This window comes from Chondromyces apiculatus DSM 436 (genome assembly GCF_000601485.1).
GTDB lineage: Bacteria > Myxococcota_A > Polyangia > Polyangiales > Polyangiaceae > Chondromyces > Chondromyces apiculatus.
On record NZ_ASRX01000040.1, the window covers coordinates 75399 to 101174 of the forward strand.

Annotated in this window: 24 protein-coding genes; 6 read left to right on the forward strand and 18 right to left on the reverse strand. The window is 70.5% G+C overall.

Annotation, left to right across the window (positions count from 1 at the left end; genetic code table 11):
* Positions 1-10 precede the first annotated feature (10 nt).
* Entirely contained in the window at positions 11-1321 is a 1311-nt protein-coding gene (locus CAP_RS24215) for a DUF3829 domain-containing protein (protein WP_052375808.1), read from the reverse strand.
* Positions 1322-1569: 248 nt separating this feature from the next.
* Here CAP_RS24215 and CAP_RS24220 point away from each other — a divergent pair, with 248 nt between their 5' ends.
* The 5 genes from CAP_RS24220 to CAP_RS24240 all read left to right on the forward strand — a co-directional run bounded on the left by CAP_RS24220 (position 1570) and on the right by CAP_RS24240 (position 9364).
* On the forward strand, positions 1570-2388 hold the full coding sequence (locus CAP_RS24220) for a hypothetical protein (protein WP_044245043.1): 819 nt from the start codon (positions 1570-1572) through the stop codon (positions 2386-2388).
* 376 nt (positions 2389-2764) lie between these two features.
* On the forward strand, positions 2765-4180 hold the full coding sequence (locus tag CAP_RS55090) for a hypothetical protein (RefSeq protein WP_156041098.1): 1416 nt from the start codon (positions 2765-2767) through the stop codon (positions 4178-4180).
* Between the two features lie 34 nt (positions 4181-4214).
* Positions 4215-5921 (forward strand): DNA repair protein RecN, encoded by a 1707-nt coding sequence (recN, locus tag CAP_RS24230; RefSeq protein WP_044245045.1) that lies wholly within the window; start codon positions 4215-4217, stop codon positions 5919-5921.
* Between the two features lie 403 nt (positions 5922-6324).
* Positions 6325-7212: a hypothetical protein gene (locus CAP_RS24235; protein ID WP_231511662.1), complete on the forward strand. Its 888-nt coding sequence runs from the start codon at positions 6325-6327 to the stop codon at positions 7210-7212.
* Between the two features lie 37 nt (positions 7213-7249).
* Complete coding sequence (locus CAP_RS24240; RefSeq protein WP_044245047.1) at positions 7250-9364, forward strand: hypothetical protein; 2115 nt, start codon at positions 7250-7252, stop codon at positions 9362-9364.
* A 36-nt stretch (positions 9365-9400) separates the two neighbouring features.
* Here CAP_RS24240 and CAP_RS24245 read toward each other — a convergent pair whose 3' ends face one another.
* From CAP_RS24245 to CAP_RS24255, 3 genes are all read right to left on the reverse strand, one after another.
* Positions 9401-10921 (reverse strand): FAD-dependent thymidylate synthase, encoded by a 1521-nt coding sequence (locus tag CAP_RS24245; RefSeq protein ID WP_044245048.1) that lies wholly within the window; start codon positions 10919-10921, stop codon positions 9401-9403.
* Positions 10922-11071: 150 nt separating this feature from the next.
* Positions 11072-11890, reverse strand: a complete 819-nt coding sequence (gene map, locus CAP_RS24250; protein WP_044245049.1) for a type I methionyl aminopeptidase — start codon at positions 11888-11890, stop codon at positions 11072-11074.
* Positions 11887-12495 carry a hypothetical protein gene (locus CAP_RS24255; RefSeq protein ID WP_044245133.1) on the reverse strand — a complete coding sequence of 203 codons (609 nt, stop codon included), beginning with the start codon at positions 12493-12495 and terminating at the stop codon, positions 11887-11889. The genes map and CAP_RS24255 overlap by 4 nt, the downstream gene beginning before the upstream one ends.
* 118 nt (positions 12496-12613) lie before the next feature.
* On the opposite strand from CAP_RS24255, the gene CAP_RS24260 reads away from it, so the two are divergent.
* A complete protein-coding gene (locus CAP_RS24260) occupies positions 12614-13477 on the forward strand; it encodes a hypothetical protein (protein WP_044245053.1) in 864 nt (287 codons plus the stop codon).
* Positions 13478-13621: 144 nt separating this feature from the next.
* On the opposite strand, the gene CAP_RS24265 is transcribed toward CAP_RS24260, so the two are convergent.
* From CAP_RS24265 to CAP_RS24330, 14 genes are all read right to left on the reverse strand, one after another.
* A complete protein-coding gene (locus CAP_RS24265) occupies positions 13622-13831 on the reverse strand; it encodes a NifU family protein (protein ID WP_231511663.1) in 210 nt (69 codons plus the stop codon).
* A 158-nt stretch (positions 13832-13989) separates the two neighbouring features.
* Positions 13990-15288, reverse strand: a complete 1299-nt coding sequence (locus CAP_RS24270; protein WP_044245055.1) for a M28 family peptidase — start codon at positions 15286-15288, stop codon at positions 13990-13992.
* Positions 15289-15302: 14 nt separating this feature from the next.
* A complete protein-coding gene (locus CAP_RS24275; RefSeq protein ID WP_044245056.1) occupies positions 15303-16151 on the reverse strand; it encodes a hypothetical protein in 849 nt (282 codons plus the stop codon).
* 122 nt (positions 16152-16273) lie between these two features.
* Entirely contained in the window at positions 16274-17518 is a 1245-nt protein-coding gene (locus CAP_RS24280; protein ID WP_044245058.1) for an OmpA family protein, read from the reverse strand.
* Positions 17515-18183: a hypothetical protein gene (locus CAP_RS24285; RefSeq protein WP_156041100.1), complete on the reverse strand. Its 669-nt coding sequence runs from the start codon at positions 18181-18183 to the stop codon at positions 17515-17517. Before CAP_RS24285 ends, CAP_RS24280 begins: the two co-directional genes overlap by 4 nt.
* Positions 18184-18260: 77 nt before the next feature.
* Complete coding sequence (locus tag CAP_RS24290; RefSeq protein WP_044245060.1) at positions 18261-18731, reverse strand: hypothetical protein; 471 nt, start codon at positions 18729-18731, stop codon at positions 18261-18263.
* A gap of 14 nt (positions 18732-18745) precedes the next feature.
* Complete coding sequence (locus tag CAP_RS24295; RefSeq protein WP_231511664.1) at positions 18746-19516, reverse strand: DUF4349 domain-containing protein; 771 nt, start codon at positions 19514-19516, stop codon at positions 18746-18748.
* Between the two features lie 173 nt (positions 19517-19689).
* Complete coding sequence (locus tag CAP_RS24300; protein WP_044245062.1) at positions 19690-20247, reverse strand: CDP-alcohol phosphatidyltransferase family protein; 558 nt, start codon at positions 20245-20247, stop codon at positions 19690-19692.
* 56 nt (positions 20248-20303) lie between these two features.
* Positions 20304-20750 carry a universal stress protein gene (locus tag CAP_RS24305; RefSeq protein ID WP_044245064.1) on the reverse strand — a complete coding sequence of 149 codons (447 nt, stop codon included), beginning with the start codon at positions 20748-20750 and terminating at the stop codon, positions 20304-20306.
* Positions 20751-20835: 85 nt separating this feature from the next.
* A complete protein-coding gene (locus tag CAP_RS50855) occupies positions 20836-21369 on the reverse strand; it encodes a DUF4398 domain-containing protein (RefSeq protein ID WP_044245066.1) in 534 nt (177 codons plus the stop codon).
* Positions 21366-21674: a DUF4398 domain-containing protein gene (locus tag CAP_RS47125; protein ID WP_231511665.1), complete on the reverse strand. Its 309-nt coding sequence runs from the start codon at positions 21672-21674 to the stop codon at positions 21366-21368. The genes CAP_RS50855 and CAP_RS47125 overlap by 4 nt, the downstream gene beginning before the upstream one ends.
* 402 nt (positions 21675-22076) lie before the next feature.
* Complete coding sequence (locus CAP_RS24320; protein ID WP_044245068.1) at positions 22077-23048, reverse strand: hypothetical protein; 972 nt, start codon at positions 23046-23048, stop codon at positions 22077-22079.
* Positions 23048-24031: a hypothetical protein gene (locus CAP_RS24325; protein WP_044245070.1), complete on the reverse strand. Its 984-nt coding sequence runs from the start codon at positions 24029-24031 to the stop codon at positions 23048-23050. The genes CAP_RS24320 and CAP_RS24325 overlap by 1 nt, the downstream gene beginning before the upstream one ends.
* A 7-nt stretch (positions 24032-24038) precedes the next feature.
* A complete protein-coding gene (locus CAP_RS24330) occupies positions 24039-25514 on the reverse strand; it encodes a serine/threonine-protein kinase (protein ID WP_044245072.1) in 1476 nt (491 codons plus the stop codon).
* Positions 25515-25776 lie beyond the last annotated feature (262 nt).

The following is a 25776-nucleotide window of genomic DNA, read 5'->3' on the forward strand; positions in this document are numbered from 1 at the left end:
CGGGAGGAGATCACTCCTTGGCGGGCGCTTCTTCGGCGGGCGCGGGCGCTTCGCCGTGCGGGGCGTGGTGCGGCTCGCCAGGAGCGCCGGGTGCACCGGGTGCACCGGGAGGCGCACCGGGAGGAGCGCCCATGCCGCCGTGAGGCATGGGGCGGGGCTGGGTCTGGCCCTGGGCGATGAGGCTGCGCGAGAGGGCGCGGTGCTTGGCCTCGATGACCGAGGTGAAGGAGGTGATCACGGGGAGGAACGTCTCGGGATCGACGCCCTTGTCCGTGATCTTGGGCTCGGCGTCCTTGAGGGCGCGGAGCATGCCTTCGAGGGCGGGGGTCATGATCTTGGGCCAGGGGTCGGTCGAGTGGCTCTGGCTGAAGGTCTTGAGGGCCTCGGAGGACTCCTCAAGCTTCTTCACGGCCGCCTTGTGGGCTTCGAGGTCGACCTTCTCGCCAGCGAGGCCGGTGAGGACGAGGCGCGCGTTGTCGAACGCGGTCATCGCGACCTTCTGGCCCTCCTCCCACTTGGAGGCGTCGGCGGGGTTCTTCTCGCGGTGGGCGGTGAGGGCGGCGCCGAGCTTGCCGTGCAGCTCGTCAAGCTTGCCGAAGTCGGCGACGAGCTTCTTGTGGAGCTCCTTGCCCTTCTCGAAGCTGTCCTTCTTGTACTCCTCGCGCTGGTAGTAGTTCTGCGCGGCGGCGATGTTCTTGGCGAGCTCCACGGCGTACGGCGCGAAGGCCGCGAGGGCCGCGTCAAGCTCGGGGAGGGCCGGGTCCTTCAGGCCGGCAGCCACGGTACAGGCGCGGGCGTTGCGCTCGTGCGGGGCGCGGGCGACGAAGTTGAAGGGGCGGCCTTCGCCAGGCTTGCGGGCGCTGTCGGCAGGGCGGGCGTCGCGGCTCGGGGGGGCCTTGGGGTCGGCAGAGCCGATGGCCGGGGGCTTGGCAGGCTTGGGGAGGCCAGGCTTCGCGTCCGGTCCCTTCGCGTCGGGGCCCTTCGCGTCGCCAGGCTTGCCCGAGGGAGGCGGGCTGCCGAAGCTCGGGATCTTCTTCTCGCTGGGCTCGTCCTTGCCGAGGCTGGCGAGGTAGGCGTCGCGGGCCTCCTTCAGCGTGAGGGTGCCGTAGTAACAGACGTCGATCCGGTACTCCTTCATGGTCTGGGGATCGACCTTCGCCAGCGGGGCCACCGGGCTGCGCGGGTTCAGCTTGCCCTTGGCGCTGGCAGAGTCGGCCGGCACCGGCTCTTGCTTCGCAGGAGGCGGGTCCTCTTTGCAGCCAGCGGCGCCGATGGTGGCAAGTACGAAAGCAATCGACAGAAGCGACCGGACGGGTTTCATGGGAAGTGCCTCCTCAGCGCGGGGAGGCGGGATGCCCCCCGGCTGCCAAGAGCTGGGACGGGGCGCATCATGCCCGAGCCGCAGCGGCATGCAACTGGGCGTAAGCCCCGGGATCCGGGCTCTCTGTCCGGGGGGTCCGGGTTCAAGAGTCCGGTTGGGCCGTCAACCGTCGGAACTTCGCGGTTGTTCCTGAAAGAGGGAGCACGCTGGTCCCCGGGCCGCGATGACGCTAGAGGAGGCGCGCTCCCGTGAAGATCCGCCACCTGACCCTGGATGAGCTCACCATCGATGACGAGCGCGCGCTCCGCCACGTCGGCCTGTACGCCGCGCTGAAGGCGGCGCTGCGCCGGGATGGATACCGGTTCCTGGTGCCAGAAGGGGGGGCGAGCTGGGACCGGGTGGTGTTCCTGAACCTGACGTTCTGGAGCCCGAGCGAGGGAGGCGATCTGCTCACGGGGGATCACCTGCCCGCGGACGTGGTGACCCACGTGGCGTGGCATCACCTGGCGGCGCGGGCGCTCGGGCTCGATGGGCCAAAGCCGTCGGTGGAGGGGGCGCTCCTGGCGGAGGCGATCGCGAGCGCCTTCGATCTGTACCTGGTGGGGCGGCTCCTCGGGCGGTCGCCGGACTCCGAGTTCCTGGAGACGCAGGTGCCGGCGATGGCCGAGGCGGCCGAGGCCGCAGGGCTCGGGGAGGAGGGCTTCGAGGCGCTGCTCTCCGAGGTGGCGCAGGATCCGGATCGGGCGTTCGAGGATCTGCGGGCGCTCCTGTTCGACGCGGCGAAGGCGCTGGTGCGGTGCACCTCGATCGAGGGCGCGGCGGCGGTGCTCGACGGGCTGAGCGGGCACAGGTTCGCGCCGATCCTGCACCACTACGAGCTGTCGACCTGGATCCTGCACGCGCGGGCGGGGGGCGGGTCGATGGACGCGGATCCGGTGGCGCGCGAGGTGGACGCTGCGCTGCGCGCCGCCCCGGTCGCCCTCGACTGGCTCGAGGAGCGCTGGGTGCGGGCGGGTGAGGGGACGGCGGTGGGCGACACGACGGGCACGTCGACATCGGCGGGCTGACCAGACGCCGGGGAGCGGAAGTCGGGGACGCACGGGGCCGGGCGTCGGCGGTTCAGGCTGGGGCGACGGCGCGGGGCGGATGGGTGGAGGCGGCGGGTCCACCGCGGGTCGCCGCGGGTCGCCGCGGGTCGCTGCGGGTCGCCGCGGGTCGCCGCGGGTCGCTGCGGGTCGGCGTGGGTCGACGCAGGTCGCCTGGCCGTGAGGGCGCCGCGTTCGGCGTTGCGTGCTCAGGCGAGGTGGGTGATCTTGTCTGCACGGCATGCAGCTAGCCTGCTCGGTTTGTGGTGCGCAGGAGGAGAGCGACGCCGGACGCGAGGTGCGCCCGGCGCCTTTCGTCTGTGCGTCGTGCGAGGCGCGTCGTCGGGAGCCGGTGCGCGTGACGGACAAGGACCCCGATGATCTGGGGGCGTTCCTGCCCCCGATCGATGCAGAGGTGCCTCCTCCGCCGGAATCTGCCGAGGTGATCTCTTTGCGGGAGCTGGAGTACCTGGAGACGATGCACGCGGCCGACGTGGACACGTCGGTGTCGGATCCGCTGGTGCCGCGACCGCCGCCGCTGCCTTCGTCGGGGATTCCCGGGCCGCCGCCGCTGCCGCGCGCGACGCTGGGGTCGTCGCCGGGCGAGGGGCGGGCGTCGTCGCCAGGGCCTGCGCCCGCCGTGCGTGCGTCGGGCGCGTCGGGCGCGTCGAGGGGGAGTGAGCCGCAGTCGCTGGTGGACCGATCGATCTTCAGCGTCGACTCGGTGCCTCCCCCGAGGATGGGAGGGCGTGACGACGACGGGATCTCCGTCGACATGGATCAGGCCGTGGACTCCAGCCTGTCGGACATGCGGCGGTTCTCCGGGGCGTCGAGGCCAGACTCGGCGCGGCGCCGGGCGGTGCGGGCCGACGAGGATCTGCTGCTCAACCTGAGCGGGGGGCTGTTCAGTTCGAGCTCGGCGCTGGTGAACGCGAAGCCGGAGGCGATGCTGGCGCCTCCGCCCATCAATGCGGTCACGGCGCCGGTGGCGCCCACGAAGGCAGCGAGCCCGGTAGCGGCGCCGCGCCTGGACGCGCCGGACCTGGAGGTGGAGGTCGCCGCGCCCCGGAAGCCTCCGCGTGGTCTGGTGCTCGGGGGTCTGGCGGTGGTGGCATTGGTCGCCATCGTGGGCGTTTTCCTGGCGACGGTCGGGTCCGACGACGCACAGCCAGAGGCGACGAACACCACGCCATCGGCATCGGCGGAGGTGGGGGCGGGCGCGACGGCTGGAGCACCGGGAGCAGACAGGGTGCAGGAGCGGCAACCCCTCCCGGGGGATAGCGCGTCGGCGTCGGCGTCGGCGTCGGCGTCGGCGTCGGCGTCGGCGTCGGCGGTGGTCGCCGCGGCGGCAGCTCCTTCCGCGAGCGCGGCGGCGCTGGCGGGCTCCGGCGATGCGCGGAAGAGTGAGCGCACGACGGCTGGACCGTCGACACGTCCCGCGTCCACGGCGACGGCGGCGGCGGCGGCGCCGACAGCGGCGGCCGCAGCGGCAGCGCCCGCAGGGGGCGGTGACTTCAACCGCTCTGCAGCCATCGCCGCGCTCAACGGGGCGGCGGCGACGGCAGCCATGAGCTGCAAGAAGGGGGACTCCGGGGGCGCCAAGGTGTCGGTGACCTTCGCGCCGTCCGGCCGGGTGACCTCGGCCAGGGTGGAAAGCGGGCCGTTCGTCGGCACGCCCACGGGGGGGTGCATTGCCACCGTGTTCCGGAGCGCGCACGTGCCTCCGTTCAGCGGAGGGCCGGTCGCCGTGTCCAAACAGGTCAACATCCGCTGACAGGGCGCACCGAGCTGCCTATGCTCGCGGCCCCGTGCTGGTCGCGCTTCGTGTTCGCAATCTGATCTTGATGGATGCGCTCGAGCTCCGGCTCGAGCCTGGCTTCAACGTGCTGACCGGCGAGACAGGCGCCGGGAAGTCCATCGTGGTGGGCGCGCTGTCGCTCGTGCTCGGAGGCCGCGCCAGCGCAGAGCAGGTGCGGCCCGGCGCCGACGAGGCCGAGGTGGAGGCGCTGTTCGACGTGGGCGGCGCGGAGCGGGTGGCGGCGGCGCTGGAGGCAGCGGGGGTGTCCGCGGAGAGCGGGGAGCTAGCGATCCGTCGGGTGGTGCAGGCGAGCGGTCGCTCACGCGCCTACCTGAACGGTCGGCTGTGCACGGCGTCGGAGCTGGCGGCGCTGGCGCCCGATCTGGCAGACATCGCCTCGCAGCACGAGAGCGTGGCGCTGACGGATCCGTCGACGCACCTGGGATACCTGGACCGCTTTGCGCGCCTGCTGCCGGCGCGGAACGAGCTGGCGGCGGACGTGCACCGGCTGCAGGAGATCACGGGCGAGCTGCACGCGGCCCGGGAGCTGGAGCGGGGGCGCGGGGAGCGGGAGGCGTTCCTGTCCTTCCAGCTCCAGGCCATCGATGCGCTGGCGCCACGCTCGGGAGAGATGGCGGAGCTGTCGGCAGAGCGGAGCAGGCTGCGGCACGCGGGGAGGCTGCACGAGATCACCCAGCGGGCGTCGGCGCGGCTGGATCAGGGCGAGGAGGCGCTGTGCGACGAGCTGGCGCGGCTCGCGTCCGAGCTGCGCGGGGCGGCCGATCTGGATCCGGCGCTGAAGCCGGCGGCGCGGGCACTCGATGCATGCTGGGAGGAGCTGCGGGAGGCGGCGCGGGAGATCGGGCGCTACGCGGAGCGGGCCGAGGCCGATCCGTCGCGGCTCGCGGAGGTGGAAGATCGGCTGTACCGGCTGGAGGGGCTGCTGCGTCAGCACGGGCCGACGCTGGAGGACGTGCTCGCGACGCGGGCGCGGCTCGCCGAGGAGCTGTCGCGGCTGTCAGGGGTGGAGAGCCGGGTGGCGGAGCTGGAGCGGCGGCGCGGCGAGCTGCTCGCGGTCGCCGGGGAGCGGGCGCGGAAGCTGTCGGCGAAGCGGCGGAAGGCGGGAGAGAAGCTCGGGGCAGCGATCTCGACGGAACTCTCGGAGCTGGGCATGGGGGGAGCGCGGGTGGTGGTCGACGTGGCGCCGCTCGGGGGAGAGCGGGCGGAACTCGCCATCGACGGGGCGCGGCTGAGCCAGGAGGGGATCGATCGGGTGGAGTTCCTGATCTCGCCGAACAAGGGGATCGACCCGCGGCCGCTGCGGCGGATCGCGTCCGGCGGTGAGCTGTCGCGCGCGCTGCTCGCGCTGAAGCGGGTGCTGGCGGAGTGCGGACCTGCCGGGCTGTACGTGTTCGACGAGGTGGACGCAGGGGTGGGCGGGGCCGTGGCCGACAAGATCGGGCGCGCGATCGCCGATGTGGCGCGGCACCATCAGGTGCTGTGCATCACGCACCTGGCGCCGATCGCGGCGTTCGCGGGGGCGCACTACGTGGTGTCCAAGAGCGACGCGGGGGGCGTGACGCGAAGCAAGGTGGCGCGGGTCGACAAGAAGGACCGGGTCGCGGAGGTGGCGCGGATGCTCTCGGGGGCGAAGGTGACGCCCTCGGCGCTCAAGGCAGCGACGGAGCTGATCGAGGCCGCCGGAGGCGCGCAGTAGGGACGGCGAGGGGCGGCGAGCGCGGCGAGCGCCACAAGCCGTAAGCGCGGCGAGCGCCACAAGCCGCGAGCGCGCCGGGCGAGAGCGCCGCGGGGGCGCGGGGGCGCGGGGGCGCGAGGGCGTGGGGGGGAGTGCGGGGAGCGTTCCCGTGCGGCCGGGAGGCCGAGGCGTCGCGCCGGGCGCTGCACGCAACTGTTGGGGCGGCTGTCGTGAGCGCATATTCCGCGCGCATGCTGCGCGGGGAACCTGCGCGCTGACGCTGGGTGACGCGCCGCTGCGCAGCGTCAGGCCACGGCGTCTGGGGGGCTGGGACGGGATCTGACATCACCCGCGGTGTGATGTCTGTTTCCACATCCCGCGGCGCATTGTAGCGCGTTGGGGGACTTTTCCACGAGACAGCGAAATGAGCACGATCCCGCCGCCACCGTCCTCCTCCTTCGGGAGTCGGGGTACCGCCCGTGAGGTACACCCCACGGCGGCAGAGCGGCGGTCCACGCGCAGCAGCCAGCAGACCTTGAAGCGGCCGATGGACCGGGAACTCGAGTCGCTGAGGGTGCTCAGCGGCACAATCCTGTTGATGAGGGCCCTGTCGGCGGAGGAGATGAAGAAGCTCCCCGTGCTGCAGATGTACGTGTTCAAGGCGAAGCAGAACACGATCGAGAAGAGCCTCGGTCGCGCCCGGAAGAAGCTCGGGATCCAGCCGTCGCGGCGGGACCCGGAGGGACTCTTGCGGAGGGCCTCGGAGCTGGGCATCGGGGTGGACCCGGAGCACATCGAGGCCGCGCGGCGGTTCATCGACGCCTGGATCAGCGATGCTGCGAACGAGACGTTCGAGCGGCAGCTCGCGCACGCGGACAACGCACGGCTGTCGTCACGGCGGGCGCTGCGGGCCATGCGGCGCGCGTGGCGCGAGCTGGCCGAGGCGCTCGACAAGGCCCGGTGGCACCCGATCGACATCGAGGATCTGAAGGGGCGCGCGGAGGCGCTCGGGCTGCAGTTCGCGCCCATCCCGCGTGACCTGTCGGAGCTGTCCTGGGTCCGGGTGATGCAGAAGGCGACCTCGCGCTCGGCGCCAGCGACGCTGCACGCCTGGGCGGAACTCCTGGAGCGGTACGAGGCGCCGGCGCAGGCGCGGCTCCTGCTGAAGCGGGTGGCGCAGGCGTCAGAACGTTACCGGGAGCTGCCGGTGCTGCCCGACGACCACCTGGACGCCATCACCAAGGGTCCACCGCACTCGCCCGAGCTGGAGGAGCGCCTGGAGGCGTTCCTCTCCGTGCTCTATGCGCCGTGATTGAACTGCGAGGGCGCCGCATGGGAGGACACGGGCCATGATATCGCGTCAGAGCGGCCAGACGCCCGAGGCCCGCGCCCTGGAGGTGGTGGCGCGGTGCCGTGCGCTGCGGGCGAGGTTGCGAGAGACGGGGCGGTTCGACGTGACGCTCGCGGCGAGGTGGTTGCTGCTGGTGGGAGAGCAGCTCCGGCGCGGGGAGAGGGTGCCGGCGTTCGCGCGCTACCACCGTCGGCGCCTCGCGCGGGAGCACCTGGCAGCGCTCGTGGGCGTGATGGAGGCGCGCGCGACAGGAGGGGATCTCGACAGCACGCGCTGCGGAGAGGAGGCTTCGCTGCGGTTCCGGGAGTTCCTGGAGTCGGTGCGGGTGGCGGTGCGCTGGGTGTGCCTGGCCCGGCCGTTCGAGCCCACAGAGCTGCCGGGTTGGGCGGCGCTGTCACGGGCGGTGTGGCGGTTCGATGAGGCGCGGGCGGCGCTGCACGGAGGTGCAGGCGCGGAGGGGGGCGGGGTGGAGAGCGGTGAGGTCGCGCGAGGGGAGGGCGCGTCTGCTTCTGCGAGGTGGTGGGAGGCGGTGGAGCGGTACGTGCGGCGCGGGTCGGCACGGGCGAGGGTCGAGGGGCGCGCGGCCGTCGAGCCAGGGTTTGCGCGGATGCTGGAGCGGGTCGTGGGCCGCCGGGGGGCGCGGGTCAGCGAGGAGGCGCGGCGCTGGGTGGCCGAGCGGCGGAGTGCCGCCGCGCTGAGCCGGGGGTGGGCTGCGGTTCCAGCGGCGCACGGCAGGGGCACCTCGCGCGCGGGATGGTCGGTGGCACCTGGGGTGCTGCGTCTTCTCCCATCAGGCGATGCACCTTTCGTGGCGTCACCACGGGCGACGACGGCGTGCGAGGCCTGCGGTGCGTTCTACGTGGCGCAAGACTCCGGGGGCGTCGCGCGTCTGCGACCGGGCGAGGCGCTGTCATCCTTCCTGAGGGGACCCGCCTTCGACGGGGGGATCAGCGCGCTGCAGCACGTGCATCCGGCACGCGCGGGGGCCGGGTCGCTGCTGCTCATGGGGACGGGGCTCGGGGTGCTCCACTGCGTGTCCGATCAGGCCGGGCACGTCGAGGAGGTGTGGCGCGTGCACCTGGAAGGGTGGTGGGCGCGCTCGGGGGAGCCCCGGCCGCTCCGTGCCGGTGAGCCGCCGAGTCCTCCGGGGAGCGGGAGCGCGCTCGACGAGATCACGGCCATCGCTTCGTGGGGCGGGCGCGCGGCACGGGGCGTGGTCGCGGCGACGCGGCGCCGGGCGCTGTTCGTGGTGCGCTTCGCGCGGGGGGGAGCCTGGGTGCGGCGGCTCCTGGTACCCGCGCGCAGCTTCGTGCGCGCGCTGTTGCCCGTGGCGGGAGGGCTCTTCGGCCTGACGGCGATGGGGGAGCTGGTGAAGCTGCCCGGGAGCGCGCTGCGAGGACGCGGGATGGCCGAGTTGCTGCGCTTCACCGAGCCCGCCCGTGCAGGAGGGTGGGCAGGGCGGGTCGCGGTGGCAGCCCTGGATCGTCAGGTGGCCCCAGCGCTGCTCTTCGCGGGGCCCAGAGAAGCGTCGCTCTACGATGCGGAGGGAGGACGGCTCCTGCGGTTGTCGCCCCTGGGTACGCGGGCCGTGTGCGCGGCGACCGCCGATCTCGGCGGGAGGCGTCATGTGATCCTGGGGACGGCGGAAGGTCAGGTGGTGCTGTGGGACGCAGAGGGGCTGCGTGCTTGCAGCAAGGTCGGCGAGGCGGGGTGTACGTCGCTGGAGCCGAGCGCGGAACTCACGGTGGGCAGTGCCGAGGTGGCGCACATCGAGGTCGCGCCTGCTCCGGCCGGCGAGAGCGAACGGACATGCCATGTCCTGGTGGCGCTGGGAGATGGCTCGGCGCACCTGCTGCGCCTCGAGGTCGGTGAGCCTGCCGGGTCTTCGCCAGGTCAGGCCCAGCTCCTGCCGCTCTCTGCGGAGCTGGGCGACGCCGACGCGGCGATGCCAGGCGCGACACCTGGAGGGCCACCGGGCGCCCTTCGCGCGCCGCTCCCGACGGTCGAGCGCGCTGCGATGCCCCGCGACGACGTGCCCGAGAGTGGCGCGCGCTGGTCGCGGCCGGCACTCGATGAGATCTGGACCGCCGACCTCGCCACGCGGCGCGGCTAGTCCTGCGTACCCTGGATCAGGGGCCTGTCGGCGGGATCAGCCGCGCGCCAGGGCGTAGTCGTTGAGGTCGACGCGGATGAGATCCTTGAGCCACGGGTGCACCGAGATCGCGGTCCGGTACAGCCCCTGAGCGATGCGCCGGTAGCTCGCGTGGCCCTGCTTCGCCGAGCGGAGCTCGATGATGTGGAACAGCTCCCGCAAGTTGAGCGTCCACAGGGCCCGGATCCGGTAGCCGAGAGGCACGGCGTACTGCGCTTCGAGAGGGTGGTCCTTCTCAAGAAACTCCCAGGCTTCCTGAGCATTCAGCAGGGCGAGGTGGAAGGTCTCTCCGCAGCCCAGCTCTCCGAGTTCGATGGGGGTCTCGAAGCCCAGCCGGCAGCTCAGGCGCTGCACGGCAGGGGTGAGCATCCGGTGGCGCTGGAGATCCCTCCAGGCCCCGAAGTCGAGCATGAGCTCGAAGGTCATCGTGGATGCCTCGAAGCCGCGCGGCGGGGCTTCGTAGGGGCCGCGTCGCGCGCACGACGAGGCGACCACGGAGGCGAGATCGGTCTGCGAGGTGTTGCGGAGCGCCTCCATCACGGCGAAGGCATGCAGTCCGGGCTGGCTCGCTTCGTACGACAGCGCCAGCGCGATGCGTTCGAGCGCGTCCTTGTCATGGCGCACGAGCCGCACCGGCTGGCTCACCACCATGGTGGCGTTGAGGCCCTCGTCGGGCGGGGTGTACACGCGCCGCAGGGACCCGGCGACGGTCTCCGGGAGAAGCTGCCGGTGCTCGCTCGTGGCCGCGTACTTCACGAGTGTGGGCGCCACCGAGAGCGCGGCGGTCCGCATCTCCGTGCCGATGCGGCGCACCTCCGCGAGGGGGCTGGAGAGCAGCTTGCTGAGGAGCATTTCGAGCACGCGCGCGTTCGCGGTGATCCCCAGGTTGGTGCGGGTGCTCGCCGGCAAGAGGCCGCGGAGAAGGTCGCATGCCTGAGCGCGGATCACGGCGTTGTAGGAGGCCTCCGACGTGCCCTCCGCCCGCGGGGTGCGCGTCCGCAACGCCTCGGATACCTTGGGAATGAGGGTGAGGTACGTCGAGAACAGGCGGCGGCAGGCATCCTGGTAGCGTTCGCGCGTGGCCTCCGGCAGCTCCGGCAGATCCACGAACGAGGACTGATCGAAGACGACGTACCGAGTGCTCTTCTCGGTGTAGGAAGCGAGGCGCAGATCCTCGATCGCCTTGGAGGCGATGATGCTGATGTTCTCGACGGCCAGGTGGACCACCGCGTGCTCGGCGACGGAGGCGTGGCCGTACCCCACGACCCACTTCTCGTGGAAGGTGCGCGCCTTCTCGGAGGCGAGGCCGAAGGCGTGCCGCGGGGTGTCCGTCACGTCGAGATCCTGGTCCATCAAGAGGCGGGCCAGGTTGGTCCGGAGATCGTCCCGGCTCCGCGAGTAGTACGCGAAGAGCACGGCGATGACCTCTTCGGGCAATCCCGAGAGAGCGAAGACGTCAGCGGTCAAGCTCGATACGTAGGGCGCGATCCGGCTGCGCTCGTCCTCATCCAGAGCCATACGCCCGCTTTACCCTCCCATGCGCCTGCGGTCGAGGGGATGTGATGGGCCTCGGCGCGCGCCTTCGCGGCCGGACGGAGCGCTCCCGCTGGCACACCGGCGCGCGAGCACGCAATGCGACGCGCAGCCACGCACGTCGTGGAAGGACCGCTAGACGGCCTGGACAGCCTGTAGCTCGAACGGATCGGGGAAGATCTCGCTCTTCTCGAGCGACCGGGACCGGCGCGTGAGCACCTCGCAGCCTGTCTTGGTGACGACGAGCGTATGCTCGAACTGCGCGGACAGCGAGCCGTCGGCGGTCACCGCGGTCCACTTGTCTTCCAGGACCTCCACCTCGTGCGTCCCGATGTTGATCATCGGCTCGATGGTGAAGACCATCCCCGCGCGGAGACGCAGCCCGGAGCCCCACTTGCCGACGTGCGAGACCTGCGGCGGCTCGTGGAAGCGGCGACCGATGCCGTGCCCCACGAACGCGCGCACGACCGAGCACCCCTGCCCCTCCGCGAACTCCTGGATGGCGGCGCCGATGTCACCGAGCCGTGCGCCGTCCCGCACCTGCGCGATGCCGAGCTGGAGGCTGCGCCGCGCCACCTCGGTCACGAGCTTGGCCTCCGGCGAGGGCTCACCGATGAAGAAGGTCGCCGACGTGTCCCCGTAGAAGCCGTTGTAGATGGTGGTGACGTCGACGTTGATGATGTCACCCAGCTCGAGCACCTGGTTCCCAGGGATGCCGTGGCACACCACCTCGTTGATGGAGGTGCACACGCTCTTCGGGAACCCATGGTAGTTGAGCGGCGCTGGGTAGCCGCCCCGCCGGAGCGTGTCCTCGTGGACGAAGGTGTTGATCTCGTCGGTGGTCATGCCGGGGCGAATCATGTCGCCGACGGCGAGGAGCGTCTCCGCGGCCATCTGGCCCGCGATGCGCAGTCCCTCGACCTCTTTGACCGTCTTGATGCTGACGTTGCTCACGGTGCAGAAAGCTCCCCCAAGGCGACAGCCTCGCGCACGATGGCGGCGACCTCGGCTGTGTCGGGTGACAGGTGCCAGTGAATTCCAGGCTCGCCGGTCTCCTCGACGAAGTGACGGATGAACCCGATGAAGGTAAGGCCTCGGAGCCTCGAATCAAACGCTTTGGCGATGCCGTAAGCGAGGCTCGTCGGCCGGATGAGCAGCTCGAACGCTCGATCGTCCACCTTGGGGGTGGCGAGCGGAGGATAGCCGATCTGAATTCCGAGGTGGTAGATGCTCTGGTCGCCGACCGAGTCGACCGTCACGGTGTTGATGCGCACGCGGGCCACCACGTCGGCCTTCAAGGCGCGCTCACGAAGAAGCCGGTCGCCCCTCGGTGAGCTGTTCTCGAGCGTGAGCCCGACGGCAGCAGGCTCGATGTTGTCGTCGAAAACCTGCCGGGCCCAGGCGTCGTAGGGAGCCAGGGCGCGCTCGCTGCCTGCCGCGCGGGGAGGGGGCTCTGAGGCGCCACACGCCGCGCTCCCGCCTACGAGGAGGGCAACTGCCAGGGCGGCAACGAGCGGTGCGGGCGCGCGGATCATGGACTCGGTCGGGGTCGGTAGCATGTCGACCACGGTTTGTCAGCGCGGGGGGCCGATGATAGCCTCGGGAGACGGCTCGCAGACCCCAACGGGCCGGAGTCCAGAGCTTGACATGCCCCGCGCGGGCCGGAGAAAGCAGCACATGAAAGCGAAGAGGCTCCTTGGAGCAACGCTGGCCGCCGGGCTGGCGCTTGGTGCAATGACGGGCACCACGGTTGCCGAGGCGCAGGGCAAGAAGGCCGGCAAGGCAGAGCAGGCGCCTCCGGCTGCGACCACGCCCCCCGTGACGAACAAGGGCATCGTCCTCATCCCTCGGGTGCGTGATCCCAAGGGCAAGGCCATCGCCTGGGGCATGGACTACGCGCAGGTCGCCTCCGTCATCAACAAGGTGATCGAGGAGTCCTACGCGGAGGAGTTCAAGAAGACGCCCACGGGCCCCCAGCAGGAGCGCCTCGAAGCCAAGATCGCGCAGGATAAGTTCGAGTTCCTGCAGCGCCGCGTCGACTTCGGTACGACACCCACGAGCATCGACCGCACTCCCCTCAAGGGCGAGTACACCTACAACAACGGCGAGGCGATGCTCACCTACGAGCGTGGCACCACGAAGACCTACTTCTTCTTCATCAAGAAGCGCCTCTGGAAGATCATCGACGAGCGCACCCTCGGGCAAGGCAGCAAGAGCGGCGCGACGTTCACGGAAGCCCTCTCCAGGCTGGTCACCCTCTACGGCGTCCCTGGTCGCGTGCTCCAGGCCGACCCCGACAACGGCCGCGAGAACACCGAGGTGGACTGGAAGGATGCGTCGACGCACCTCCGGGCCGTCCAGCGGGGGGACACCGAGATGGCGATCATCCTCGAGGACAACGCCACGCTCGGGAACCTCGACGCCTTGAGGTCGAACAAGGCCACGGATGACAGCGGCATCGATCCCGCGGTCGCCGCGGCGGTTCGCAAGGGCGAGCCTGAGCCGCCCCCGAAGCAGGACGACAAGAACAAGAAGAAGTAGCCACGACGGCTCTTCCGGGCGCTGCCCTCATGCAGCGAGCAGCGCCCGGTATGACGTCCCCTCGTTCACGCACACAACGACGGCCCGCGCCCGCGCAAGCGTCCGCGCTCGCTAGGCATCATTGCGAAGGGGCGTCCTGTGCGCTCACGAGATCAGGGAAGCGCCTTCGGGCACCCTGGCACCGCTGGTCACCACCACCTTCGCCGAAGGCGCAACGGCCAGCACCGCGGGCTCGATCACGCCGCGCGTGGTGAGGGTCACGCCAGGACAACCCGAGTAAGACCCCGCGAGGTGCAGCGTCAGGTGATCAGGTTCGACGGCGACGATGTAAAGCTCGCCTCCATCGGCCTTCACGAGCGGCGCAAGGACCTCACGGCAAACCTTCAGAAGCTGATCAATCGAGGCAGGCATGTTCCGTGGCGACCGGCGGCAGTGCCGACGCGTAGCTCACGGTAGCATGGGTTCCATCCCCCACGGAATGAAGAGGCGCGGCGCCGATCAAGGGGTGCCCGTCAGAACGTGAAGCATACGGGGAAGCTGTAGAGCAAGCACTGTAGCCGGAAGCTGGCGCGCTCCAGCGAGAGCTCATCTTCGGAGGTGAAGGTGTGACCTGGTTCCAGCAGGGCCTTCACGCGTGCGCGATCCCCGAGCAGCCGCGCTGCAGAGATGGGGCCCGTACCCGGGATGGAGCGCCAGGGCGTCGCCGCCGCATCCATGGCCCAGTGCATGGTCTCGGCGTCGGTCGGGAGATCGGCGCCTGCAGGGGTGAACCGGAGGGGTGCCTGCTGGCCATCCACGCTGGCGAGCAGAGAGGCGATCCAGCGGGCGGTGCGGGCCATGCGGTCGTAATGGAGTGTGTCCGGCAAGTCGGAGGGCTTGTGGTAGCGCGGGGTACGACCGCTGGACAGGAACAGGAACGGCACCTGCCGGTCGCGGAAGACGTCGTAATCCGAGACGGGCTGCGGCCGGTATCCTGGCAGGTTCTCCACGAGGTGGAGTCCCATGCGCCGGACCGAAAGCCCCTCTTCGTGGGTCCCATCCACCAGCGCGCCGAGCCCTGAGGTCTTCTCCGCGCCGCAGGCAAACAGGGTGTCGGCAGAGGAGCGCCAGACCACTCCGCCCACCAGATCCAGAATGACAGCCAGCCGGAGCGACGAGAGCGCGCCGACCTCGCGCGGGGGTGCGTCGGCGAAGCGCACCGATCCCTGCGTGGGCAAGCCGAACCAGGGTGCTTCTTCCGTGTTGAAAAAGGCGAAGATCACCGGGTGACTCAGCCTCAGTGCGCGGACGGCAGGCGCCGCCGCCAGCAGCACCGCCACGGCAGCAGCGTTGTCGTCGGCGCCGAGGACCAGTCCATCCTCGGTGTTCCCGAGGTGATCGAAGTGCGCTCCCACGAGGAGCGCCTCGGTCGAGGTCGGGTCGGAGCCCGGCACCCAGCCGAGCACGTTGTCCCCGAGGGTCTCGCCGCTGCGCGTGGTCGGGATGGGCATGAAGTAACTGCCCACCGAAGGTAGTGGTGGCACGCCCAGGGTCTCGAGCTGCTGAGCGATGTAGCGCGCGGCATCCTCGTTGCCTTTCGTCCCCGGCACGCGGCCTCCCAGAGCGGGCGACGCCAGATGCTCGACGTGCGCGCGCATCGTCGGGGCCAGCGGGTCGCCCGGAGGAACATCCGCACCGGAGAGGCGCCGGACGCCAAGCTGGTCCAGGAGCAAGAGCAGCGCGATGGCAGCCACGAAGAGCCAGACGCGGCGACGACGGTGACGACGCCGCACGCCGGGGTCGCGCACGACCGCAGAGCTGCCTTCAGGCACCAAGGCTCACCTGCTCAGATCGGCGACGCCAGGACCACCACGCCAGCGTCCGGAGCGAGCTCGGGGACGCGCAGGGCTGCGGCGCCGAAGGTCCGGCCGGTGAGTTCCATCGTCCCGCTCCACGGTCCCGAGGCCGTCTTACCCACCGGATCCAGCTTCTCGACCGCCTCCGTGTTGACGTCCGGCGTCACTGCTTGAGCGTAGACCTTGGGCCCCTTGAAGACGAAGGCGTACAGGAGGGGAGCCAGCTTCAGCTTGTCGCGCTCGGCGATGGTCACCGCTTCCCGCCTCGCCGCTTCCTGGAGTCGGTAGGCGTAGGCGCGAAACGACCATCCCGCCACCAGCATCCCCTTGGCCTGGCCATCCGCGGCTTTCACCGGATATGCCACCACCCACTGCTCGTCCGGGCCGTTGCGCACACCGCGCATCTCCTGCATCTGGCCGAAGACCTCCACCAAACCCGACCCCGGCTCGACCGCTTTCTTCAGCTCGGGAAAGGTGGCAGCCACCGACTTGTTGGCGAGCAGGTCGGGATCCGCCTCGCTGCGGAGGATCATGCCGGCTGGATCGGCGAACGAGAAGAAGGTGACCTTGGCGACCTGCAGATCCTTGTCCGAGGCCCGCGCCGATTCGAGCGCTTTGCGGAGTCCCACCAGGTCGGCCCCAGGGTCGGTGTCGACCATCTCGCCTACCTTCTTCGCTCCGCTGGGGAGTCCACGCCGCACCTGCTCCACGTCGGTCCGCAGGATTGGCGCCATCTTCGCGGTGATGTCAGTGGCGTACTGCTGCGCCACCTTGCCATCCTCGTTGCAGCCTCCGAGGAGCAGGGCGCACAGGGCAGTGGTCAGGAGCAGGAAGTTCATCGCGCTCCAGGGCGGGCGGCATCCTGCGGACCGATAGGATCGGACAGTGCGGTGGGTCGGCTTCATGGTGACCTCGGACGCTCGGAGTGGCGGGATGTTCCTGCGCGCAGGAGCATCTCGGTTCAAAAAAGGCGAGGGCTGACGAACACGATCTCGACCCGCGCGTTGCGGCTGCGGGTGGGGCCCGTGGGATCGGCGACGGGCACGCGGGCGCCGGCGAGCACCGTCTCCACGTGCTGCACCTGCGCGGCACCGAGGACGCGCACCAGCGCATCAGCCCGCGCTTTCCAGGTGGCCTGCTCCTTCGGGGAGGGCTCGCGGTCAGCATGCAGGACCGCTGTCAGCGGAAATTCAGGGTGCGACACCGCGAAGCGGGCCAGCTCCTGGAGCCGCTTCTCTCCCGCTGGCGTCAGGGAAGCGTCCTTGCCGAAGAGCCCTCGCAGCGTCACCACCACCCCCCGGTCGTCCCGGATGGGATCCCACCCGGGCGCCGCCGCGATCTCCTTCAGGAGCACGTCCCCTCCACCGGGCCCCGCGGCGACAGGCATGCCGGCCTGCCGGACCGCCGTGAGCACCTTGAGACAGCGCGCGCGCACGCGGGAGGCCTCGTCGATGGGCGAGGCGCTTGCAGCCGCCATGAGCGCGGCATCGAGCTTGTCCACCGCAGCACTCGCCTCAGCTACCTGGGCGGTGAGGTCGGAGGTGACAGCGGCGGGAAGGCCTCCTCTCGGTGCTGCAGGCGTGCCTGCCCCGCGGCTCCCTGCTGCCAGAGCCGCTTGTCCAGCCCCCCCTGCGCCTGCAGCGGGCTCCGTGCCCGGCCCTGCATTCCCGAGCAGGAGACGCGCGCCTGCGCACAGCGTGCGTGCCTGCAGTGCGAGGGACTTCGCCGCCTCGACGCGCGCCTTCTCTCGCTCGGGATCAGCCTTGCCCGAGGGCATGACGGCCTGCGCTTCGCGCGCGACCTTGACCTTCATCTCGACCGCGTCGAGCTCTGCGGCGGCGCGCACCTGATCGGCCTCGACGCGCGCGAGTTCCGCCTGCGAGGTCGCGCGCGTCTCACGCGCATCGGCCTGCACCTCATCGGCGTGTGCCAGCCGTGAGAGCACGTGCGCCCGCGTGTACGCCGCAAGGGCCTGCTCTCCGAGGATCTGAGCGCCGGCCGGGTCCTCTTCCTCGTGAGCCCTGCGCGCATCGACCCGGAGCTTCTCCGCGTGTGCGAACGCGGTGGGCGCGTACCGCCTCGCATCCTGTGCAGCAGCGCCGCGACGCACCTGCTCGACCTCTCCCAGCACCGAGGGGGGCGGAATGGGCGCGCATGCCGCGAGCAGCGTCGCCGAGAAGGCCACTCCGAAGAGCTGCGCCTTCATCGTCCTCCTCCCTTCGCTGCCGGCTTGCTGGTTTCCTTCCCGGCCGCTCCCTGCTTCGTCGCTCCCTTCGGGCCCCCGGCCTTGCCCGTGGTCCCCGCCTTCGCGTTGCCCTTCCGGCTCGCCTCGATCCGCGCCGCCTCGCTGGCGGCAGCCGCCTGCGATGCCTCACGCGCAGCCGCCTCCACGCGCTCAAGCTCCGTGGTGGCGCGCGCCAGCCGTGCCTGTGTCTCCGCGAGGAGCACGCGCGCCCGTTCGAGCTTCGTCGTCACCTCGCGCGCTTGCTGCGCAGCGTCCTGCATCGTCTTCTCCGCCTCGGCAGCGCGCAGGAGGTCTCGCGCCGTCTCCGCCCACTCCAGCGCCAGCCCGTGGAGTTGATGAGCATGGGTCTGATCACCGGCTGCCCGGGCACCGTGCGCCCGTGCGAGGGCGCGCCGCGCGTGCTCGATGGGCTCCGCGACGACGCGCTGGGCTGCAGCAGGCCGGGTAGCCAGCTCGCGGAGCAAGTCCTCGGCCTTCGCCCCATCGGTGCCGCGTGGCGCAGGAGGGATCTGCGTCAGTGGGCGCTCGTCCCCACCATGAGCCTGTGCTCCCTCGGGGGTGAACACCATGAGCGCGCAGAGCGCCACGGAGGCCAGCAGGGGCGAGCGCAACAGGCGAAAAAGCACGCTCGCCAGGTAGCAAAGGGGGCTTGCGCGGGCAAGCCGCGCCGCTTCACGTGCAGAAATGCGGACACGCCGCTGCCTCAGTCGGGCAGGAAGTTCCTCACCGACCAGTCGATCTGCGCTTCTTGACGCGTCACCTCATCCTTCGTCCCACCTGCTTCGAGCAGGAAGACGTGGTCGTCGTCCACGAAGATCGTCAGATAGTACAGGTGCGGTGTCCGGCCCTCGTCGTGCCCGAACCGAAGCTGAACCCCCGAGAGCCCGTTCCGGCACTTCACGTTGCGCTTCTCGATGAGCGCATAGCCTCCCGTGTCGCGCATCCTGTTCTCCAGGACCTTGGCCCAGAACGCGAGGTCGCCCTTGGGATCGTTGTCCTGAGCGCGTACGCCGAGCACCACGCCCTCCGCCGTGGTGGCGCGGACCTCGTCACTCTCGTAGCGATCGTCGAGCAAGACGAAACCGGGCGGCGTCGCCGGGGTGTACGGAAGACCGCAGCCGAGCACGGCTCCGGCGAGCACCGAGACAGAGATCAGGATCTTCGAAGGAAGCATGAGCAGCGCCTCACCTACAGGGACAGCAGCCTCGAAAGACCAAGCTGGTTCAGCCACGGGATGGGGAGCCTGGGTCCCGAGGGATCGATGCTCTCCCGCGGACGGGGTTGAAAGCTCACACGGATCGTGGAGAACGTCGCCTTGTCGCGCAGGAGCTTCAGCCGCCCTTCCAGCCGCTCGATGTCCGCGGAGACGCGGCCGAGTTCCGTCTCCAGGACCAGCGACTCTTCCACCTTCGCCGCCCTGTCGAGCAGCTTCTCCACGCGGTCTCGGACAGCACGCGCGTTGCGGAGCCGCACCTCGGCGTCGATGAACTCTTCGGTCACGTCCTCCACCTGAACGTTCCGATGCACCATGTCCCCGGCATCCTCCAGCCGACGCATGGCCTCGTCGAAGCTCCCCACCGGTACCCGGAGGGTGATCGTCTGATCATCACGCTTCGCCAGGAAGCCTCCGAGATCGCGCCCGATCGCCTCGACGCGATCCAGCGACGCCTTCACCTCGAAGACCGACATCATCACCGTCGCCGTGTAGACGAGCAGCGGCGCGCGTACGGCAACGGCCTGCGCCGTCGGTGCGTCTCCCTTGCCGCCCGAGCCCTTACCGCTCGCCGGTGGTGGCGGAGGAGGGGGCGCCTGCTTCGCGAGCTCCTGCATCTCGGCGCGCCCTCCGGCGTCCTCATCAAGGAGCGACCAGGAGCGCCCCAGATCACCTGCCTCCATCGCGACGGGCCCACCGACGCTCTCTGCGGAGGGAGATGGGGCGGGGGCGCTGGCGGTTGTCACGCGGGCTTCGTGAAAGCCACCGCTGCAACCGAGCCCCCCGATGCAAAGGAGCAATGTCTGGGCGAAAAGAAGGGTGCGCATGCGTCCTTGGGGAGGGTGTCGCGCCGGAGAACGCCCGCCTCCGTGCCACCTTACACCTCTTCAGCCCCGCTGTGCCCCGGGCAGCGCCCCCGTCACCCGGCGGTCGCGCCACGACCGTGGCGGATCTGCCGGATCCAGTAGGACACGCCAGACCCCACCCCGGCCACCGCCGCGGCCCAGAGCGAGGCTGTCAGCGCTGGCGGCCACGCGATCGCCGCGAGCACCGCAGCGAACTGCAAGACCGTCGCCGCCTTGCCTGGAATGTTCGCGCGAGCGATGGCGAAGCGCGCGCCACGAAACCGTGGCGAGAGGCCTATCCAGAGCACCAGGGGGAGCTGGAGCACCTCCCGGGTGCACAGCGCCACGATGCCCCAGAGCGGGATCCGCTCCTGCACGACCAGGGTCACCACCACGGCCATGGCGAACAGCTTGTCGCAGATCGGATCGATCACCGCTCCCGTCGCCGTCGCGTGCTTCGAACCCCGCGCCACCCACCCGTCCAGCATGTCGGTGAAGCCTGCGAGCGCCAGCACGGCCAGCGCTGGCAGCGGCCGGTCCGCGACGAGAGGAAACAGCGCACCGAGCGGCAGCCGGGTGTAGCTGATCAGGTTCGGCAGGAGCAGCAGGTCACGCGCGGAGATCTCGGGCATGAGAGGCCGCTGGGGGGGAGCGCTCGGAGCTGACCGACGCCCCCCGGTGGGAACCTTCAGGAAGAAGGCTCGGACGAGCGCACCGTGAGCACCGGCGTCTCGGATTTGCGGATCACCTTCTCGGCCACACTGCCGAGGAACAGGTGAGCCACGCCTTTGCGTCCATGGGTCCCCATGACGATCATCGCCGGCCTGACCTCCTCCGCAGCAGCGATGATCTCGTTCGCCGCGTCTCCCTCGCGCAGCAAGCTCCGGAGGCCGCCCGACTGGGAGGCGAGCTGCTCGAGCGCGCGAGATGCTGCGGCCGAAACCTCCGTGTGGAATCCCGGCATCAGCGTCGGTTCGAGGCCAGGATAGGTGTAGACCGGGAGCTGGTAGACGTGGAGCAGCACGACCTCCGCCCCCGTCCTTGCCCCCAGCTCCTTCGCCTTGTGGATCGCCTTCAGGGATGCGGATTCGAAGTCCACGGGGACCAGGATCACCTGCTGTGTAGCTTCCGCCATCGCGCTCACCTCGCTGTTGAGTGACGTCGCTCCTTGACGCCTTCGCGGCATCCTGGATCAAAACCTGGCGCCTCGGTGGAGATTGTCAGTCTTCTTCCGGCAGATCCGCGACCGTGGCTCTCTCCTTCACGTCCGTCGGCCAGGCGGTTCCCGTTCTCCAGCCCGGCACATGCGATTCCCCCGGCACAGTGGCCGATGCGGGCGCCCCGTCTCCAGGAATGTCTAGCGCACCGATCGCCCGTGGCAACCTGGACTGCGCTTCCTCCAGGGATCGCGCAGCCTGCGCGTGCTGCACCCGCGCGGCGTCGAGCGCCTCCCGCGCCGCAGCGCACCGGGCTTCGAGCCGCGCACGCTCCGCCATCCGCTCGGCGATGTAGATCGCGTCGGCCGCGGCCTGACTTCCCGGCTGGGTGCGAGCCAGGCTCTCGGCGACTTCGAGGGCCTGACTCGCGGCTGCAAACGCTCCCGGAGCGCTCGACGCATACGGCTCCGCCCAGGCCTCGTCCATCGCCGCCCTTGCGCGCGCCACGGCGTGATCCTGACGGCTACCCGTCTGCGCCTGACCTGCGCACCCCGTGAGCCCCACGACCAGCATCACTGCGACAAGCACGCCTCTCATCGCCCTGCCCTCCTCCGCGCAACCTCGTTGATCTTTGCGGCCTCGTCCGAGATCTGACCGGTGTCATCGAGGGTGCGGTGCACCGCGTCCCGCAGCCCTGTTTCCCGGGCTGCGAGCAAGGCGACCTCGGCGTCGAGTTCCGCCCGCCGTGCCAGCCCCACGGCGCCTGCACGATCCCCGACAGCGAGCCGCCCGCTGGCGCGCTCCAGGTGCTCCTGCGCGAGCGCCACGTACATCTGTGCGGCAGGCTCTGCCGAGGCCCCTGCTTCCTCCGCGGCCCGCAGTGCTGTCCGCGCGCGGCCCATCTCGGGGAGGGCACCTCCTCCCAGCGATGCACATCCTCCCAGCAGGGCCGAGAGCCCCACGAGAGTCAGGCACCGCTCAAGGCGAGAGAGATAGGTCCACATCACTCCTCCGGACGACTCCAGGAGCCCGCCTGCAACGAGCCCTGCGCGACCATGCAAGCAGAGAGCGGACCAGGGCAACTTTCCGAGGTCGATGCGAGGAGGGCCCGGAAGCGCAGATGCATAGGGAAATAACCATGGTCGCGGCCGGCCCCCGTGAACGACTTCCGCGCTCACCGGAGCCGCGACTGGCTCTCCTCCGAGGCGGTCGCAGTGCAGGAAATGCACGAGCAGAAGGCCACGGTTGCCGCCAAGGCATCGCTCGCCTGCATCCTCGCGCCACTCACGCCCGTCTCTGCGGCGTCAGTGGCCCACGTCCGTGGCGCATCCGTTCTGCTCGCCGGAGCACTGAGTGTCGACGCACGCGCCACAGGCCTCCGGATCATCCGACCCACCGGAGCCACAGAGGACCGCGCAGGCCTCGCTGCACTTCTCGCAGATGCACTTGTTCAGCGCCTCCGCCTTCTTGTCGCTTCCCGGGCACGTCGGCGCCGCGGTGCCTCCGCTCAGCAAGATGGCCGCCCACTCGCCGCAGGACACGCAATCCACACACGCCTCGTCGACACAGGAGGCCCCCGCAGCACAGTCTCCGTGGCCGCTGCAGCCATCGCCGCAGACGTTGCCCGCGCATGCATGAGGAAAGCACGACTGCTTGACGACCCGTCGACAGGCCCCCGCGCCGTCACACTGTCTTCCCTCGTAGATCGCATCGCCCTCGCACGATGCCGTCCCCTCCGGGCTGCACGAGGTTCCTTCGGCGACGGGAGTGACGAGACACTCGCCAGTCGCCATCCTGCAGGTCCTGAGCACGCAGAACGTGGACCCGCACTGGAGAGAGCTGGAGCACCCCTTGCAGACACCGCCCTCGCACGCGAGTGGACCCATCGCGCCGCACGTCTTGCCGTCTTCCAGCGGCTCATGGACCGGCCCGCTGAACGTGCAGGAGTCCTTCGTACACTCCTCGCCATCTTCCGGCAGGTCGTCCAGATCCGGGATGGCGACGGCCCGCCCCGCCCCGTCGCACTGCAGTCGTTTGCAGTCTCCGACCACCTGCGCGGCGACACGGATGCCCGCGCTGGCGGCCCCGTCGACCTGGCAACTCCCGGCCTCACAGCGCCACTGACCGCACTCGGTCGACGGCGGGCAGCTCTCTGCCGAGGTGCACGTCCCCTCCCCTCCAGGCTGCCGATCCTCGTAGTCACCGTAGCCATAGACGACGGCGCACCCACCCGCGAGCATGAGCGCCACGACGCCCGGGAGAGCTGCGGCGCGCATCAGAACGACCCCTTCAGCGCCAGCGCAGCACCGCCAGGCAGCGGGAGCACCTGGACCGCCGTCGTCGTGGCGCTGTCCTTGCCCCCCGTCAGCACGAGCCACCCGCCCACCCCGAGCCCCACGGCGGCGACCCCCCAGGAGATCCCGTTCATGACGAGGAGCGTGTTCGAGCCCTCGATCAGCTCTCGCCCCGCGGGCGTGCACCCGCCCGCGCACGCCGCCTCGATGTCTCCATCGCGCCCCATGATCAGGCCCCCCGTGACGCCTGCGGCCACGGCACCGGCGAGCCCGACCCCGCCGATCACGAACCCCAGCGTGCGTCGTCCGCCCGTCTCACCCGCCCCGCCCGTGCCCGACGGCGCCGCCCTGGATGCGCCGTCGGCTCCCCGCCAGTGCTGCGGATCGGCGACGCCGCCCACCTGCAGCAGCACTTCCCTGCTCTCCCCCTCCGCGAGCACCACCGACAGCCGCTGCTCCGGATGTCCCTCCACCGTGAAGACCACCTCGTGCTTACCGGGCTCCATCCACCGCGAAACCCCGATCTCCCCGGCGGCGAGCGGGGTCCCGTCCACGCGGACCTCGTTCTCTGCCGGCGTCCCCGCCTGGAGCCGGATCGCCAGGCGAGGGACGCGCGCCTCGAGGGCTGCCCTCCGCTGCTTGGCAAGCGCCATCCGGTCATCGGTCGCTTCGAGCAGCGCCACGCTCTGGTTCCAGTAGTCCAGGGCGCCACTGAGCCGCCCTGCGTCCTCCTCGCACTGGGCAAGGTTCATGAGCGTCCCGGCACGGCGCAGCAGCTTGAGGCTCTCCGCGAACTTTGCGCACGCCGTCGCCCGATCTCCACGCTCGGTCGCGCTGCGCCCTTCGAGAAAGAGGCGCTGCGCGGCGGCCTCGGTGCTCTCCTCTGCCAGCGCGACAGGCATCCGCACCAGCGACACGACGGCGGCCGTGGCGGCCCACAGCACGGCACGGTTCGAAGCACGCATCAACGCCTCACCACTTGTTCATCAGATCCTGCTGCTTCTTGGCAGCCGACGTCACCGGGGGCTTCCCGGTCGAGGTCCGCGCCGTGCTGGGCGTGCTCCTCACCGACCCCGCAGGGGATCCTCCCACCGATCCGACCGGAGGCGAGGAGGACGCCACCGGAGCGTGCGTCGCGGCGGACGGAGACGGCTCACCCATGACGGGCGTGGGCTCACCTGGCACAGGGGTGGGCGGGGCGACCCACGACGACACAGAGGACGACGCAGACGGCGCGGGAGCGGGCCCCCCCAGCGATGCGGCCGCGGGCTGGGTGGTGACGGTGTCCGCCGACGCCGGTTCCCCGTCCGGAGCAGAGCGCCCCCGCAACATCGCGACGAGCGCGATCCCCGCCACCACAGTCCCGACCAGCGCAACGCCTGCACGCACAGACGGCCCAGGGCGCAGTTGCCGGACATCCACCGGCTCCTGCACGGCCGTCGTCGCGTTGAAAGTCGCCGTGCGACCCAGCGCCGATGCCGGCAAGCGGGAGGTAACTGGCACCGTGATCCGCACGGCTTGCTTCCCCGCGGCTCCGCCGTCGGACGGCCCGAAGAGCGCCCCTTCTCCGGATGCGAGGAGCGTGCGCAGCGCTTCGCGCATCTCCTCCGCGCTCTGAAACCTGTCCTTTCGCTCGAAGGCCAGCGCCTGATCCACGATGGCTGCGAGGCCTGCGGAGACGTCCGGACGGTGCGTGAGGACCGGCGGAGCCGCACGGGTCATCGCCGCGAGGAGCAGCTTGTTCGCGGTGTCCGCCTCGTGCACGAAGCGCCCCGTGAGCAGGCTGAACATCGTCGCGCCCACCGCCCAGAGATCGGTGCGGGCATCGATCTCGTGATTGTGTCCGAGGGCCTGCTCCGGCGGCATGTACGCGGGCGTGCCCATCGTCGCTCCCGTGCGCGTGACCGAGCTGGTACCCGCGGGCATCTCGCGCAGCCGAGCGATGCCGAAGTCGAGCACCTTCACCTGCCCGTCCCGGGTCAGAAACACATTCTCGGGCTTGATATCGCGGTGAACGATCCCTTTTACGTGCGCCGCAACGAGCACGTCGAGGACACCCAGCGCCACCCGGACCACCTCGCCGGGGTCCAGCACCTTCGTCGGCTCACGGCCCATGCGCGCGTCTGCCGTCTCGCCTTCGAGCAGGTCCATGACCAGGAAGACAGACCCTTCGTCGGTCACGTCGTCGTCGAGCACCGCCACCACCCCGGGGTGACTGATGGTGTTCGCCGTGTACCCCTCGCGCAGGAAGCGCTCACGCCATTCCTGGTCGTGCGCCAGCTCCAGGTGGAGCAGCTTGACGGCGCCCAGCTTTCCGTTGCGGTGCCGCGCGGCGTACACCGACGCCATCCCTCCGATCCCGATCAGCCGCTCGAGCGTCCACTTGTCTCGGAGGACGGTACCGACGCGCTCTCGTGCACGTCGTTCCTGGATCGCCTCCCTGTCCACAGACCCACCTCGGAAGAAATTGGGATCAGGCTCTCACGCTAGCACGGGGGCGCGTCGTACGGCGTCCCCCGACCTGCTCACCAACGGCCCAGCGCTCCCGTTCGGCATGCCATCCCGTTCATTGCAGATCGCAGCCTGAAGAACCAGGCATGAACGTGAGAAACCGCAGCCCCGCCGTCACTTTCGCGGGTTCTTTCTCCGCCGCGCTCCCTTCCAGGTAGGCTGGTCGGGCAGGCTGGCCACGCGCCGCCAGTGGCCCGTC